The following is a 16,029-nucleotide window of genomic DNA, read 5'->3' as shown; positions in this document are numbered from 1 at the left end:
CATTTAGGGGCTATAGAGAATACTAATTATGGTAGTTTATCAGAAGAAGGTAAAGTAATATTTTTTCTTGGACTTTCTGAAAAAGTTTTGTCGGTTTTTTCTCAAAAGGAAGATCAAATTTTAGCCCAGGAAGTTATAAATAAATGTTGGGAATGGGTAAAGGATAAAGAAAATATAGGGGATATCCTTTATGAATTATTGGATAATGAGGATAATGGAATAACTATAAAACAAGAGATGTCAGATAATGAAGTGGATATCATAGCTTGGAATTGTATTATTGATGCAGTTGCTTTTACTAGTAGAAAAGCATTTGAAAAAGAAGGCGTCAATTATTATCCAGAACCAATTGCTTTAGTTGATGATACATTAGTAGATCATTTTATTGATTGTTTTGGAAAGTGTATAAAGGATTCAGATAGTTATATTCAAAGAATAATTTCATTATTGGATAAATACAAGAGTGGGAATACTACGAGTGATTTGCGGACAGAAGTTTTAAGGGAATTAAAAATACAAAATTAACGGTTATTTATTATTTATGAGCTTTCATTAAAGGATAGTGAAAAAATAAGAACAGACATTTGTTTTTTCTAGTGATATTATAGAGAAACTGATAGTATAAGAGTAGCAACTATATAAAGTGCATGGGCGGATGACCATCTCCCGAAAGAAGGGAGGTGGAAAAATGACAATTTATGAAGCAATATCTGTAGCACTTCAATCTAATCTGCTTTTAATTGGATTGATTACAGTAATCTTAACAATTGTCGCAAAAAGGAAAAAGTAACCGCCCTGCCTCCGACCAAAGAGTAAGGTGGTTACTTTTTTAATACCGCTATTTTCTTTTTCGGTCAGCCGCACTTCATGCGGCATATAGTTGCGTTGACCGAGTGCTAATGCCTCGGTCATTTTTTATTATATATAGAGTGTATAATTATTATACACGCTAACTTTTTAAATTTGCAAACTATTTTATTTTGGTTACAGTGACGCCTCGAAATTTGTCAAGTGTTGATAGATAATAGAAATTTCATATATCCATTCAGCAATCATTATTCTATTAGTTTAGTTTTTAAAGATTTCCTCGTTCTTTTTATAAAAGTCTAATAAGGAAGCTTGTTCATAAGTATACGCATCATTGTTTGATAAAAAAACTTCTTGGCTAAACAACGTCTTTTTTTATACAGTTGTATTTCTCTTTCTTTGTTAACTATTTTTACTAAAGGAATGTGTTGGGCATTTTTCATATTAATTCCGCTGCTGACTTCCTTTTTTGAATGGATGAGGATTTTATAATGTTCCGGTCACAGGGACGTCCTGAAAAATATTGTTTCATAGGAATATCCACGGAAGTGTTTTTGGTAATCTAAAATTGAGCCACTTTTGCATAAAAAACGACAAAGAAGAACCAGTCGCATCGGAGCAAAAGAAAGGGTGGTTCTTCACGATAATAGTATATTAACTTGAACATACTTACCTACAAAAAGTAGTTACAATTTTTCAAGCCGAGGAGTTCTGGGCTCTTAGTTTTTTTATTATATTCTTATTATACATGAAATAAACCCTCCCCATTGCATTCCTTAAATAAGCATTTTCGTAGTTCAGTAAATTTGGAGAAAGGGATTGCCTAGTAGCTTTCCACGAGTTAGATTGTGTAATGGATAATCAGTGGTTTATTGTTTTTTATTAAAAGATCAATCATTTAAACTGAGTATGCGTTACAAACCCAAAAGTATGATCCACAAAAAGGAAACTATGCATCACAAATTAAAATCTATGATCCCCAAAAGGAAAAAAGAAAGAATCGAAAGCTATGTATGCGCCACAAACCCAAAAGTATGATACACAAAAAAGAATCTATGCGTCACAAACTGAAATCTATGCTCCACAAACCGAAAAAAGCTAGATTCAAAAGCCACGTATGCGCCACAAACCCAAAAGTATGATACACAAAAAAGAATCTATGCGTCACAAATTGAAATCTATGATCCACAAACCGAAAAAAGCTAGATTCAAAAGCCGCGTATGCGCCACAAACCCAAAAGTATGATGCACAAATAAAAATCTATGCGTCACAAACTAAAATCTATGATCCGCAAACAGAAAAAAGGTAGAACCGAAAGCCGCGTATGCGTCACAAAATCGAAAGTATGATACACAAAAAAGAATCTATACGTCACAAACCGAAATCTATGATCCACAAAAAAAAGCTAAACACTAAAGCGACATATACATCAAATTTCCCAATTAACCAGATAGTACAAAGCGCACTTTCAAGTATTCTATCATTTGGTAAAATAAGGTTAGATAAATACTAGGGAAGAGATAAAGAGAAGAAACCCAAATTGCGGTTGGGTTTTTTCATCTCTTTGGACTAGTTGATGAGGGGGTTGAGAGATAGAACTGTGAAGTGAAAAATGTCAATTCTATTAAACGATCAATGGATGTACACAACTTTGATGTCATTGGGACTGCTCTAAAAAATTCATTACGAGGAGAAGATAGTATGAAAAAGTTTGGAACGAGTTTCGTCATTCTAATGGTATTTATGGTTATTTGTACATCTGGATTAAATGTTGCATACGGTAAGGGAAACGAAAAAGATCCATCCTTGAATCCTAATCGTATACTCAATGTAGCTCACCGTGGTGCTTCGGGATATGCTCCGGAACATACACTAGTATCCTATGAATTAGGAGAAAGATTGAAAGGTGACTATATTGAAATAGATTTGCAGATGACGAAAGATGGAAAGTTAATTGCAATGCACGATGAAAAGCTTGATCGGACAACAAATGGTACAGGCTATGTAAAAGATTATACACTAGCGGAAATTAAACAATTAGATGCTGGTTCATGGTTTAATGAAAAATATCCTGATCTAGCAAAACCTGAATATGTCGGCTTAAAAGTACCGACTTTGGAAGAAATTATTCAAAAGTTTGGCAGAAGCGGAAGATATTATATTGAAACAAAATCACCTGATGTATACCCCGGAATGGAAGAAGAATTGCTAAGGATTTTAGATAAATACAAATTACTTGGACAAAATGCACCATCTAGTAAAGTGCTTATTCAGTCCTTTAGTCCTGAAAGTTTAATCAAAATCCATTCGCTGAACCGAAAAGTGCCTCTTATTCAACTTATTTCTTATTCAAAACCAGCGACAATCACAGATGAAGAACTGAATAACATAAAGCAATACGCAATAGGAATTGGACCGAGCTACACAAAAATTGACCAGGCATATGTAGAAAAAGTTCGTGAACACAACATGCTAATCCATCCTTACACCGTTAATACGAGAGAAGATATGGAAAAATTACTAGATTGGGGCGTTACAGGGATGTTTACGAATTATCCCGACCTTCTAAACAAGGTATTAAAAAATAGGTAACAGTGGAAAAAATAATGTCAACCATTACTCCTGACCCGAACCTTTTGGGCTCTTAACCAATAAGCAGCTAAAATAAGTAAAATCAAAGCACTCCCAAAGTAAAGATAGTTAAATCCAAAAGGGATGGTAATAAGAAAATAACTGAAAAATGGTCCAAGAGCTGCCCCTATATCTTGAGAAATCGTATAATATGTAAGAAATGAAACAGCATTCGTCTGTTTCGCTACATCTGAAGCGATTGCATCAGATAATGTCGTTAAGCTGGTTGCGCTTAGCATAACTAGTAGACTAACAAAGATCCAAATATAAATAGACATGGATAAAGGAAGGATCCCTACCACAACTGCAGAAAAAATGAAAGAATAGATAAAAAGGGGTAGCCTTCCTTTCAATCCATCAGAAAGCGCACCAACCCAACCGGCTACAAATGGCTCCCATATCCAACGTACTGCCTGAATCAGACCTGATAATGCCGTTACGGTAAAAAAAATTCCGGCAAAACGAATAGGTTCACTAAATAAGTCGTCAATTAACGGACTTAAGGTGGAAGTTAGGATTCCTTGAAAGAGCAATGAAACAAAAAAGCCACTTATAATGATGGAAAATGTTCCTTTTGGAAAATGAAAGTTTGGTAAGGAAGGGGCCGGATTATTTTTGATATTTCCTTTTGAATCTTGAAAAGTAGTCACTGTGTGAAATAAGTAAAAAAAGGCGAATAAAGTACACACACCTAAAAGCAATGCCACATATTTGAGACCGATGAATGGCGTGAGTATCCCGCCAATCAGCATACCAAATAAGCTTCCTAGCCGATAAAGCCCATTATATATCCCCATTGTTTTGCCCCGATTTTTGTCTGTAGTAGAAGCAACAACGGCCGCCAAACCACCGATCCGAAAAAAGGACCAAGCAATTCCCCACATTCCTCGTAAAATAAGCCACCCAACAAAGCCGGTGATCATTCCACAGCCAAATGTCGTTATGGTTCCCAAAATAACGGCTATGATTAACCCCATCTTTAGTGAGATTCTTTGATAGACCCAACCGATTATAGGGTTAAATGGTAGTCTTATAAATCGGTTAATTGATAATAATATTCCAACCTGCCAAAGTGAGTCAAGGCCGACTTCTCTCCAAAAAATAGGCAAAGCGATATATAGCATGGAATCCCCAATTAAGCAAATCGCTGTTACGAGTGAAATAGAGATAACAGCAGGGGGTGTGTCTTTGAAATGTAGTTTTTTTAACAATGTAATCACCTGTTTATAATTTTGAATATTCACTATTTTAGTGATAGGTAGATCATTTGTAAAGGATAATCGTTACTACGTTCACTGAGACTAAAGAATCAAACTACTACTTATTTACATGATTAGAAAACTCGATACATATAAATTTATTGATATTGTGAAGAGAGTTAATAGAAACAAAGGAGGATATACATGAGGAAAAAATTATCGCTTGTCTCAGCTTTCATTTTAATTGTAAGCGTATTTTCACTTTCGGCATGTGCCGGTGAAAGTTCTTCTGGAAGTGGAGGGAAAGGTGGAGATCGGATCACTCTTTATTCTCCGGAAACCCCAGACATGTCAAAAGAACTTGCGCAAAAATATGAAGAAATAAATGGCGGGAAAGTGGATGTTCAATATGCGGGCACCAATGTTTTAGTGAACAGAATGATGGCGGAAAAGGATAATCCACAAGCGGATGTATGGTATGGAGGTGGGGGAAGTCTTCCATTTGAAGCCGCTGCAGACAAAGGAATTATTACATCTTACATACCAGAAAGTGCAGAAAAATGGGATGTTACCGAGGATGGAATTAAATTAAAGCATCAGGACGGGAAATATGTTGGTGTTGAAATGTTCGTACTAGGTTTTTCCTATAATACAGAGCTTGTGAAGCCAGAAGAAGCACCAAAAACTTGGGAAGATCTACTTGATCCGAAATGGAAAGGGAAAATTCAATTCTCTAATCCTGCCGCATCCGGAACCTCAACATTAATGGTTTTAAGCTATATGATGCAACATGGTGAGAAAGAGGGTTGGGAATATTTTAAGAAATTATCTAAACAAGCAAATTCTATTCCAGATTCCGGTTCAGGTCCTACGAAAGCTGTTTCAATGGGTGAAGCCTATATTGGAGTTGGCTTTGATTTTATGGCATATGAACAAAAGGCAAAGGGTGAAAGTGTAGATTTTGTTGTACCAGATAAAACTCCTATTCTCGTAAACCCAGCTTCATTAGTTGAGAAAGGGCCAAATCCTAAAGGTGGAAAGAAATTCATTGATTTTCTGTTAAGTAAGGAAGGTCAGCAAATACTTGCTAACTGGTACCATATTCCTCTTAATCCGGATGTAAAATCGAAAACTCCACTTACTTTAGAAAAGGTGAAGCCTCATGCAGTTGATTTAGATATTGATTGGGTGAATGAGAATTATGACCGTATTCGAAATGAGTGGAAAGAAAAATTTCAGTAATAAAGGAAGGGAACTCATAATGGGATCAGTGAAAGTAGAACAACTTACGAAAGAGTTTTCAGGTGTAAAGGCACTTTATGATATTAATTTAGATATCCAAGAGGGCGAGTTTTTTGCCCTTTTGGGGCCATCCGGATGCGGGAAAACGACAACCATGCGATGTATTGCTGGATTCGAGCAGCCAACATCAGGAGAGATTAAGATTGGTGATCAAGTCGTTAATCAAATTCCACCAAATAAGAGAAGTTGTGGAATGGTCTTTCAAAGCTACGCGCTTTTTCCGCATATGGATGTATTTGATAACGTTGCCTACAGTTTGAATATTAAACAACTGAAAGTCAGTCATCCATTGAAACGCTTGTCTATATACATTAGGATGTTCAATAAAAAATTATCCAAATACCCAAAGGATATTGAGGATCGTGTTAGAAAAATTCTTGAATATGTGGAACTCGATAAATACGCCAATAGGCTGACGAGTGAATTATCAGGAGGACAGCAGCAACGTGTGGCATTAGCGCGAGCATTGGTAATGGAGCCAAAAGTCCTTTTAATGGATGAACCATTATCCAATCTCGATCAAAAGCTCAGACATACGATGAGAACAACCATTAGAAGAATTCAACAAGACTTGAAGATAACAACCATTTTTGTTACGCATGATCAGGAGGAAGCGATGAGCATGGCAGATAGAGTTGCCGTTATGAAAGATGGACAAGTCATCCAAATTGGTACTCCGACGGAATTATATAGCCAGCCTGCTTCGCCTTTCATTGCAGATTTTGTAGGAACATCGAATATTCTCCCAGGGAAAGTGATCTCTTCTAAAGCAAATGAATCCGTTGTTCAAATTAATGGAAAACAAATTAAATCAACCTATCAAACGGACAAAGAAGAAGTAAATGTGATTATTCGTCCTGAAAATATTACGATCCTGTTAGAGGGAACTCCGTCTAGTGATTCAGATGTGAATATTTTTGAAGGAAAAATAAATCAATCTACCTATCTCGGATCAGCTGTAAGATATGAAGTATTGGTTAACGAAAATACTTTAATCGTAGACACTACCTATTTTTCAGGTAGAGAAATTTTAAAAGAAGGAACAAAAGTACAATTAGCAGTGTCATCTGAAAGGGTGTTACTCATATGAAGAAACGGAAGACACTAAGTGGTCTAACTATTATTAAAATTTTGCTGTATATATTTTTTGGACTATTTCTCCTCCTTCCGTTATTCTCAGTCTTTTTAGTTAGTTTTACTGGTCAACCAATGAATATACTTGGGGCGCTAACCAATTCAACTATATTAAGCTCCACCATTGAGAAATTGAAAGGTTTTTCACTAGAGCATTATAAGGTGATTTTTACGAATAAAGGTTATTACGATGCGTTGCTTAATAGCTTATGGTTAGCTTTACTCGTTTCTGTTATTGTCATCATCGTTTGTATCCCGATTGCTTACGGCATCGCTCGAACAAAAATGCCACTCAAAAAGACGATCAGTGCTTTATGTACGATCCCATTGATCGTACCGACATTCATTTCTGCTTATGCCTTTATTATTATGTTTGGTCGATCAGGATGGGTGACTTATATTTATCAAATGCTAGGCGGCGAGGGATTATTAATCAATCCTTATTCAATGGCTGGAATTATTATGGTGCAAGTCTTTTTCTTTTTCCCATATGCGTTATGGCCAATGGTTGCCGCATTTAAAGTAAGTGATCTTTCACTGGAGGAAGCATCGAGAAATTTAGGTGCAAAAAATTGGCTTACATTTATAACCGTGACGTTTCCATTAGCTATTCCTGGTATTTTATCAACCGTTTTAATTATTTTTGCGGTGAGTTTCTCCGATTTTGGAAGTCCGATTATTCTTGCGCCAAAAGATTTAAACTTATTAGTCGTCGAGGCGTATCGTGAAATTGCTGGATTTTTCAACTGGGCAGGTGCAGCCATACTAACAGTGATCATGATTCTAGTTGCCGCATTCTTTTTCTGGCTGCAAAACCTATTTACGAAAAATAGAAATTACGGATCGCTGTCCGGAAAGCCAAAACTACAGAAATTAAATGATAATAAAGTCCTTACACGTGTATTATCTGCATATTCAGCCTTGATTGTGTTCGTTCCTGTGTTTGCGATGCTATCTATTTTCGTACAATCCATTGCGACTACTTGGGGGAAGGATCCGTTGCCAAATGGTTATACTTTGAAACATTACCAAACGATTTTCACTAGTTCACTAGGTAATATTCAAAATAGTATCGTACTGGCAATCGGTGCTTTATTATTAAGCGTGATCATTGCTACGTTCATTTCATATTTTGTAGTAAGACAAAATAATGCAAAGTTAGATTTCATGACCTCGATTCCTTTAGTTGTTCCAGGAATTGCCCTAGGGATTGCCTTAATTCAAACATTTAATACGGCCCCACTTCAGTTAACAGGAACAGCACTCGTCCTCATTATCGGTTATACGATACGACGTCTGCCATATATGATTCGTTCCACAATGGGGACGATGCGAGCAATTAAACAGGATATTGAAGAAGCAGCCATTAATCTCGGCGCCTCTCAATTAACAGCTGCTTTAACGGTTATCGGACCATTAATGTTACCAGGAATTGCAGCTGGTTCTATTCTCGTTTTTGTTACGGTAATTAAAGAAACAAGTATATCGATATTACTCGCTCCTGCAGAATGGGCACCTATGAGTCTAGCGATTTTCCAAAATATTTTACGCGGAGAGTATTATTCCGCAGCCGCAATGTCTGTTATTTTAGTAGTTTTAGTGCTAATTTTACAGGCGATTGCTAATAAATTGACGAAAAAACAACAAAGATAATGGGGGGGTGATTGTACCGGGAGCGAGGAGCGGGGAACTACTTATATATTTTTACTGAATAGTTCATGTATTTAAACTATACCGCAAGAAAATGACAAAGAAGAACCGTCCGCATCGGCGAAAACGAAAGGGCGGCTCTTCTCGTAATTAATTTACCTGAACACATACCGTCTTGCGATAGGTAGTGTTCAAACCAGGGAGTTCTGAGCTCCTTGGTTTATTTTATGTTTATACACTTATAGTATATTCTACATAATAAAAAATATAGGAATTTGCACTGCTCTTTTTTTTCGCAAGCATGAAAAAGGGGTATCGTTCCTTTAATGGTAATACTGTGCATTTATCTTTTGCTAATAATTTTCCCGAAATAGTAAAAAATGTGGTAAATTTAGTATTGTACTAAAATTATATAGACATATAAGGAGAGAAACATTTTGGGGAAATTAAGCAAAAAATTAATCGCAATCATGCTCGTTGCAGGATTGACAGCAATTATGTTAACCGGGTGTGGTTCACCAAAACCAGCGGATACGGTAAAAGACTTTTTGACTTCCATACAATCAGCTGACTATAAAAAGGCAATGAGTTATGTGGATACAAAATCAGATAGTGATCTTTCCGCACTAAATGAAAGTAAAGATGGGCTAGATGGGAAAGAAATATTGAAAGCAATCGCTAAAAATTACAAATTTGAAAATCCTAAAGAAGTATCGAATAAGGATGGTAAGGCAAAGGTAAAAGTGAAAATTACCTCTGTAGACATGCAAGTGGTCTTTACTCAAACGATGAATGACGTGATGCCAATGGCTTTTGCCGGTGCGTTCAATGAAAACGAAGAAGAAGCCGATAAGACAATGGAAAAACTCATGTCATCAACACTTATGAAAAACCTTAAATCCAAAGATGCAACAATGGCAACCCGTGATGTAACCTTGAATTTGAAGAAAGACAAAGATGGAGAATTCAAAATCGTTTCGGATGATAATTTGCTTGAAGCTGTTATGGCGAATTCAAAAGAGATTGATAAAATGTTTGGTGAAAAGAAATAAGGAAACAGGGGGACGGCTCGCACGTCCCCCTGTTTTTTTACCAACTTCTTGGAAGGAAACTCAATACCGATCAATAAATTGTGAGGGTGGTTGGTTGTTGCCCTTCTTTCCTTTTTAAGGAAGGGAGGTGGATAAATGGCGTCTTAAGATGCGTAGAGAAAAGGAATCCTGGTCGTTAAAGAGGAAGAATGAAGCCGAAGATGCGTAAAGAGAGTGAATCTTGGTCGTCAAAGAGGAGGAATGAATCCCAAGATGCGAAAAGAAAGTGAATCTTGGTCGTCAAAGAGGGGGAATGAATCCCAAGATGCATAAGGAAAAGGAATCTTGGTCGTCAAAGAGAAGGAATAAAGCAGAAGATGGGTAAAGAAATTGAATCTTGGTCGTCAAAGAGGAAGAATGAATCCCAAGATGCGAAAAGAAAAGGAAACTTGGTCGTCAAAGAGGAAGAATGAATCCCAAGATGCGTAAAGAGATTGAAACTTGGTCGTCAAAGAGAAGGAATGAATCCCAAGATGCGAAAAGAAAAGGAATTTTGGTCGTCAAAGAGGGGGAATGAAGCCGAAGATGGGCAAAGAAAAGGAAACTTGGTCGTCAAAGAGGAGGAATGAAGTCCAAGAAGCAATTATCGTTGCATGAAATCAGGTTCAGTATTGGCATTGGTTGTTTTAATCGTCAAAGAGACAAGAAAAAAGTAACCGTCCAGCTCACGACCAAAGGAGAAATAACTGCAAACGGCACATATAATCGAGTGCTTATCGAATATTTGCAAAATGGACCAACACAAGTAGCGAAAAAACTATTAAAGAATGCAATAAAAAATAACCCGTATGTGGTTGATTATTTACTACAGAAAAAGAAACTCTCTCTATATAGCCCTGCTACATATAGTTTAGGAGACATCTAAGGGATAAATTCACAAAAAAGGAATGAAAAAATTTGAAGAAAAGTAAACAAAAAAAGCACCTGATTGCTATTTTAGGTAACAGGTGCTTTTTGTAAAATAAGAATTTATTTAAGTAAATCTGCCCCTTCAAACCATGCTGGTATCCCAGCAGTTAAAACAGCTGTAAGGTGACATTCTGCTAATTCTGCCTCTGTCGCACCGCATGATCTTGCGCCTTCTGTATGGATTCTGATACCTTCAGGGTAGCGTTCCGATGTGTTAATTCCAACCAACACTAGTTCTTTGAGTTTACGAGAAACTTTACCATCTGTTAAATTTACATTCCGTAAATTTGTGTAATGAAGAAGTGCATCTGGATGGTATTCTGCTAAATCTGTTACCCATTTTGGTTCGCTTCCGAACATCGAGCGATAATATTCTAAGCAGTCATTAAGATTCTTAAATTCATTTTTATTTACTGATTGAATTTCAGTTTCCTGATGATCCATAGAATAATCGTTTTCCTTCATGTAATTAGCTGCAAATGCGAGGGATTTAATCCCTTCTAACCATGTAGGTAAGCCACGTGAAAGAATACAAACAGAAAGTATTTCAGCTAATTCTTCAAGGGTTGCCCCAGCATCAACAGCACCTTGTGTATGATAAATCATGCTTCTTTCATAGCGTCTAGCTGCATTAATCCCTACTAGGATACATTCTTTTTCTTTTCTGGATAGTGCACCATCCTTCAAAATCCCATGACGAAGTTCAGTATAGGCTTCAAGGGCTTCGGGATTATAAGTGTTCATTTTAACAACCCAATCGGGTGCTTTTCCATATACCTTTGTAAAAAAATCAATGGCATTTGTCACTATATTTCACCTCTTTAAAATGATTTAAATGTAATTACTGTTTTCCCGGGAGCACGATCTAACGAATTTTGAAATCCTTCTTTTGCCCTATCATAAGGAAATACACCTGTTATTAATTTTTCGAATGGAAACTTTGGATTTGCTGCATATGAAACGGTTTTATGAAAGCTATCATTAGTGATACCGTAGCTTCCTTTAACTTGGATTTCCCCTCGAACAATTTGGTCCATTGGAAGGGAGAACTCGTTATTTGAAATTCCGACTAGAACGATTTCCCCACCCTTTTTTAGAACGGTGATTGCTGTTTTAGGTACGGAATGATGGCCGGAACTATCAAAAACAGCATCATAACCCAATGGAGTACATTCAAGAAGGTCATTGGTTCCCTCTTCTCCAAGAATAATAGTTTCATCTGCTCCAAGTTCTTTTGCCTTTTCTAATCTTTGTTCATCACCTGTTATCCCTGCAACCACAATTTTCTTAGCATTAAGACCAGAAAGAATGCTTACGATTGCTAGACCAATAGGTCCCGGTCCAAAAACGACTATTGATTTTTCTTCAATATTATCAATTTTTTCTACTGCCGTTACACCTACTGCAATGGCTTCAAGGATAGCTGCTACTTCATCGGAGGTATTGTCATCGATAAGAACAATATTTTTTTCGGGAACAATTAAAAATTCCGACATACCGCCATTTTTTCTAAACCCATATTGTAGCGATTGCGGTGGACGTTTTTGAACAAAAAACTCCCCAAAATCACAACGGTTTTCTTCCCCTCTTAAGCAAAATTCACATTGTCCGCACGGAATGTAGGGGTTTACAATGACTCTTTTACCTTTATTCGAGGAATCCGATCCCTCGCCTACCTCTACAACCGTTCCTGAAATTTCGTGCCCAAATACAAGTGGGTAGTCAATCCAATCATAGCCACCATGACCTGCATACATATGTAGGTCACTGCCACAAATCCCAACAGCCGATACTTTTACAATAACCTCGTTTTTACCAACATTACCCAGTTCCAATTCTTTAATCGAAATATCATATGGTTCTGCCGAATTTTTTACAATTGCTTTCATTAGTGAGCACTCCTTTTATTTATTGTGGACATTTTTTGAGGATTGTCGCAATACCTTGGCCTCCTGCAGTACATAACGTTGCCAAACCGTATTCAGCACGTCTTTTTATCATCGCATGTATTAATGTTACACAGATGCGGGCACCGCTGTTTCCAATGGGATGGCCTAGTGCAATAGCTCCTCCATTTACATTTACTTTATCAATAGGAAGTTCAAGCTCTTTAATGACTGCCAATGACTGTGCCGCAAATGCTTCATTTAATTCTATTAAATCTATATCACTTAGTTGAAGATTAGCAGATTTTAGCGCCTTTTTTGAAGCCTCAACTGGTCCAATCCCCATTCTATCTGGGGCTACTCCTGCTACCCCTAGACTTATAATCTCAGCCAAAGGAGTTAAATGATATTGATTAACGATATCCTCTGAAACTACCAAAAGCATAGAAGCACCATCGTTTAAACCAGATGCATTTCCCGCGGTTACCGTCCCATTTTCTTTGAAAACAGTCTTCAAATTTGCTAGTTTTTCAAGACTGGTTTTTCGAGGATGTTCATCCACTTCGAATATAATGGAAGGTTTCTTTCTTTGTGGGACCTCTATAGGAATAATTTCATCCTTAAATTCCCCGGATTCAATAGCATTTGCCGCTTTTAATTGGCTATTCAATGCGAATTTATCTTGTTCTTCTCTACTTATAGAATAATCTTCAGCCAAATTTTCAGCTGTATATCCCATCGTTAATCTTCCGTACGGATCCTCAGGCTGTGAACCCGGTTGGCTTTCCTTATTAGGATCAAGTAATTCAGCGTTTCCTGCTCCATATCCATATCTAGCGTTTCTTAAGTAATAGGGTGCCGTACTCATACTTTCTACACCGCCAGCAATGACAACATCATTAAATCCACTTGCAATCGACATAAACGCATTTTGTATGGCTTGCATCCCTGATCCACATTGGCGATGAACCGTATATCCCGGTAATGATTCAGGGAGTTTTGCCTTTAGAAGCGAGTATCTTGCAATATTGGATTGATCCTGGCTTTGTTTTGCTTGACCGATAATAACCTCATCGATTTTCTCCACAGGCACAAGATTTTTCTTAATCAGGTCATGATAAAGAGGTAATAATAAATCGTCGGGAGTCATGTCCTTTAAAGTTCCTCCCATTTTTCCAACTGCCGTTCTTTGTGCACTGACAATATATACTTTACGACTCATCGTACTTGCAACTCCTTTATTATTTCAAAATCAAATTCCGTGTGTTGTTTTACTGTTTCAAGAGTAGTGTCAGGCATTAACTCAATTAATTGCCATACGTCATTTTTTCGCTCAAATACGGCAAGCTCTGTAATAATCATGTTGACTTTGCGATTTGAAGTGATTGGATAGGTACATTTTTTAACCAATTTGGATTCTCCATGTTTATTCGTGTGATTAGTAGTGACAATGACTTTTCTTGCTCCGACAAGTAAATCCATCGCTCCGCCAACACCCATAATATTTTTTCCTGGTATTGCCCAATTGGCGATAAGACCATCCTCGTCTACTTGCAATGCTCCTAAAATAGCGACATCAACATGAGATCCACGTATCATAGCAAATGAAGTAGCACTGTCAAAATAAGATGCACCAATATGTTCTCCGACAGGCAATTTACCGGCATTTACTCTCAACGGATCATATTCACTTTCATCAGGTAATTCCTTAACACCTAGTAGACCGTTTTCAGTATGAAAGTAAATGGATTCTGATTTAATGTATTTTGAAACTAATGTTGGAATCCCTATTCCGAGATTAACAACGGAATTTTCCTTTAATTCAGCAGCTGCACGCTTTGCAATTAGTTCTTTTGATGTTAATTGTGTTTTACTCATCTTGAAACAACCCCTTCCTTAGTTAAAATCTTTTCACTTAGAACAATCGCATCAACAAAAAGATGGGGTGTGACAATCTCTTCAGTAGAAAGATCACCGTTTTCAACAATTTCATCCACTTCAGCAATGACATATTTAGCTGCAGTTGCCATCATAGGATTGAAGTTGCGTCCGGTTTTATAGTAAGTTAGGTTACCAAGTTTATCAGATTTATAAGCCTTAATTAATGCAATGTCGGCTGTCAAGGCAGGTTCAAACAAATATCGCTCACCGTTAATTTCGCGAACCTCTTTATCTTTTCCTAATTCAGTGTCTACTCCTGTTCGAGTATAATAGCCTCCAATACCTGCACCACCTGCACGGATGGACTCGGAAAAGGTCCCTTGGGGAAGTAATTGTAAATCAATTAGCCCTTCATTGTAAGCATCTCCCACTTCTCTGTTACTTGTAAAATAGGAGCCAATCGCTCTTCTGATCTTTCCCTGTCTAAGAAGAATGCCAAGTCCTTTTCCCGGTTCCCCCAAATTATTGCTCATAATGGTTAACCCATCTGCATCATGGCGTGTAAGTTCATCAATTAATGTTAGAGGAGCACCAACTAATCCAAATCCTCCAACCATTAATGTTTGACCTGATTTTACTTGTTGAATAGCCGTCACGGCGTCAGTTATTTTAGTCATTATCCAATTTTCCCCTTTCTGTTATTTAAAAGATAAAAAAGCCCAGTCTACTCCAGAAAAGAATGTTCTTCTCTAGAAAGACTAGGCAATCTTAACTTAAATGGAAACTTTTGATTCCCACAATTAAGATTTTGGCTTCCTATTTACATATTATTATGTTGGTTATCTTACCATTCCTCAATTGCAACTGCACGAATTGGGGAACCTGTCATACCTTTTAAGTTCAGTGGTGTTCCAATAAAATAGAATCTATTTTTAGATAGCTTATCTAAGTGAACGATGTTTTCCATAATTAATATGTTTCTACCTAGTAATTTTAAATGGACATCTCTACGCATATTTTCGTTAATGTCTGCGTTTGGGAGATCTAAACCGATTGCTTTTATTTTATTTTCAACAACCCAGTCTCCCACAGTGCCATCTAAAGCCTTACAATCAAAATATCCATCTCCTTGCCATTCTCCTGCCCAGCAACGGAAGAAAACGATGTCTCCTTCTTTAATTTCTAACTCATTCTCCGTAACCCTTGCTTCAACCATTTCACGTGTTACAGGTTGGCTTGGGTCCTTATCGGATAGGTCAATTAATACAGCCTCTCCCATTGTGGCATCTAGTGGAATATCTTCAATAGTTAAACCGTCATCAAAAAAGTGATAAGGTGCGTCCATATGTGTTCCACCATGGTCGGACATCATAAATACCTTACTATTGAATCCTTCACATGGTGCGACATACCTTGCTTTAGATTTTGCTTTTGTTTCGTAATCCATTACCACCATTTTTGGATGGGATGGAAAGGAAACTAATCCGTCATATAACAAAACAGATAAATCAATAATTTTCATTAGAATAACCTCCGAA

The 16,029-nt window shown here is 37.0% G+C and carries 15 protein-coding genes; 8 read left to right on the top strand and 7 right to left on the bottom strand.

The window, feature by feature from the left end:
• Positions 1 to 12: 12 nt before the first annotated feature.
• The 3 genes from B5V89_RS06455 (at position 13) to B5V89_RS06450 (ending at position 3,400) form a co-directional block, all read left to right on the top strand.
• Positions 13 to 525, top strand: coding sequence for an Imm6 family immunity protein (locus tag B5V89_RS06455; RefSeq protein WP_108071054.1), 513 nt, complete (start codon positions 13 to 15; stop codon positions 523 to 525).
• Between the two features lie 163 nt (positions 526 to 688).
• The gene (locus B5V89_RS20395; protein ID WP_244913457.1) at positions 689 to 790 is read left to right on the top strand and encodes a putative holin-like toxin; all 102 of its coding nucleotides are present in this window, start codon (positions 689 to 691) and stop codon (positions 788 to 790) included.
• A 1,719-nt stretch (positions 791 to 2,509) separates the two neighbouring features.
• Entirely contained in the window at positions 2,510 to 3,400 is an 891-nt protein-coding gene (locus B5V89_RS06450; protein ID WP_108071052.1) for a glycerophosphodiester phosphodiesterase, read from the top strand.
• 17 nt (positions 3,401 to 3,417) lie between these two features.
• Here B5V89_RS06450 and B5V89_RS06445 read toward each other — a convergent pair whose 3' ends face one another.
• On the bottom strand, positions 3,418 to 4,659 hold the full coding sequence (locus tag B5V89_RS06445; RefSeq protein WP_425319821.1) for an MFS transporter: 1,242 nt from the start codon (positions 4,657 to 4,659) through the stop codon (positions 3,418 to 3,420).
• Between the two features lie 183 nt (positions 4,660 to 4,842).
• On the opposite strand from B5V89_RS06445, the gene B5V89_RS06440 reads away from it, so the two are divergent.
• The 5 genes from B5V89_RS06440 (at position 4,843) to B5V89_RS06420 (ending at position 10,680) form a co-directional block, all read left to right on the top strand.
• The gene (locus B5V89_RS06440) at positions 4,843 to 5,880 is read left to right on the top strand and encodes an ABC transporter substrate-binding protein (protein WP_108071035.1); all 1,038 of its coding nucleotides are present in this window, start codon (positions 4,843 to 4,845) and stop codon (positions 5,878 to 5,880) included.
• Positions 5,840 to 7,030 (top strand): ABC transporter ATP-binding protein, encoded by a 1,191-nt coding sequence (locus B5V89_RS06435; RefSeq protein WP_244913455.1) that lies wholly within the window; start codon positions 5,840 to 5,842, stop codon positions 7,028 to 7,030. The genes B5V89_RS06440 and B5V89_RS06435 overlap by 41 nt, the downstream gene beginning before the upstream one ends.
• Positions 7,027 to 8,727: an ABC transporter permease gene (locus tag B5V89_RS06430; protein WP_108071034.1), complete on the top strand. Its 1,701-nt coding sequence runs from the start codon at positions 7,027 to 7,029 to the stop codon at positions 8,725 to 8,727. The genes B5V89_RS06435 and B5V89_RS06430 overlap by 4 nt, the downstream gene beginning before the upstream one ends.
• Positions 8,728 to 9,194: 467 nt before the next feature.
• Entirely contained in the window at positions 9,195 to 9,776 is a 582-nt protein-coding gene (locus tag B5V89_RS06425) for a nuclear transport factor 2 family protein (RefSeq protein WP_108071046.1), read from the top strand.
• A 604-nt stretch (positions 9,777 to 10,380) separates the two neighbouring features.
• Positions 10,381 to 10,680, top strand: a complete 300-nt coding sequence (locus tag B5V89_RS06420; RefSeq protein ID WP_108071032.1) for a hypothetical protein — start codon at positions 10,381 to 10,383, stop codon at positions 10,678 to 10,680.
• A 104-nt stretch (positions 10,681 to 10,784) separates the two neighbouring features.
• Here B5V89_RS06420 and B5V89_RS06415 read toward each other — a convergent pair whose 3' ends face one another.
• The 6 genes from B5V89_RS06415 to B5V89_RS06390 form a co-directional block, all read right to left on the bottom strand.
• Complete coding sequence (locus B5V89_RS06415) at positions 10,785 to 11,531, bottom strand: carboxymuconolactone decarboxylase family protein (RefSeq protein WP_108071030.1); 747 nt, start codon at positions 11,529 to 11,531, stop codon at positions 10,785 to 10,787.
• A gap of 14 nt (positions 11,532 to 11,545) precedes the next feature.
• On the bottom strand, positions 11,546 to 12,613 hold the full coding sequence (locus tag B5V89_RS06410) for a zinc-dependent alcohol dehydrogenase (RefSeq protein WP_108071028.1): 1,068 nt from the start codon (positions 12,611 to 12,613) through the stop codon (positions 11,546 to 11,548).
• Between the two features lie 19 nt (positions 12,614 to 12,632).
• A complete protein-coding gene (locus B5V89_RS06405; protein WP_108071026.1) occupies positions 12,633 to 13,832 on the bottom strand; it encodes a thiolase family protein in 1,200 nt (399 codons plus the stop codon).
• Complete coding sequence (locus B5V89_RS06400; RefSeq protein WP_108071024.1) at positions 13,829 to 14,488, bottom strand: 3-oxoacid CoA-transferase subunit B; 660 nt, start codon at positions 14,486 to 14,488, stop codon at positions 13,829 to 13,831. Before B5V89_RS06400 ends, B5V89_RS06405 begins: the two co-directional genes overlap by 4 nt.
• Positions 14,485 to 15,168 (bottom strand): CoA transferase subunit A, encoded by a 684-nt coding sequence (locus B5V89_RS06395; protein WP_108071022.1) that lies wholly within the window; start codon positions 15,166 to 15,168, stop codon positions 14,485 to 14,487. The genes B5V89_RS06400 and B5V89_RS06395 overlap by 4 nt, the downstream gene beginning before the upstream one ends.
• Positions 15,169 to 15,335: 167 nt before the next feature.
• Positions 15,336 to 16,013 (bottom strand): cyclase family protein, encoded by a 678-nt coding sequence (locus tag B5V89_RS06390; RefSeq protein WP_108071020.1) that lies wholly within the window; start codon positions 16,011 to 16,013, stop codon positions 15,336 to 15,338.
• Positions 16,014 to 16,029 lie beyond the last annotated feature (16 nt).

Origin of the sequence: Heyndrickxia sporothermodurans (assembly GCF_003055045.1) — a bacterium.
Lineage (GTDB): Bacteria > Bacillota > Bacilli > Bacillales > Bacillaceae_C > Heyndrickxia > Heyndrickxia sporothermodurans.
This window is presented reverse-complemented; position numbering and strand designations above follow the sequence as displayed.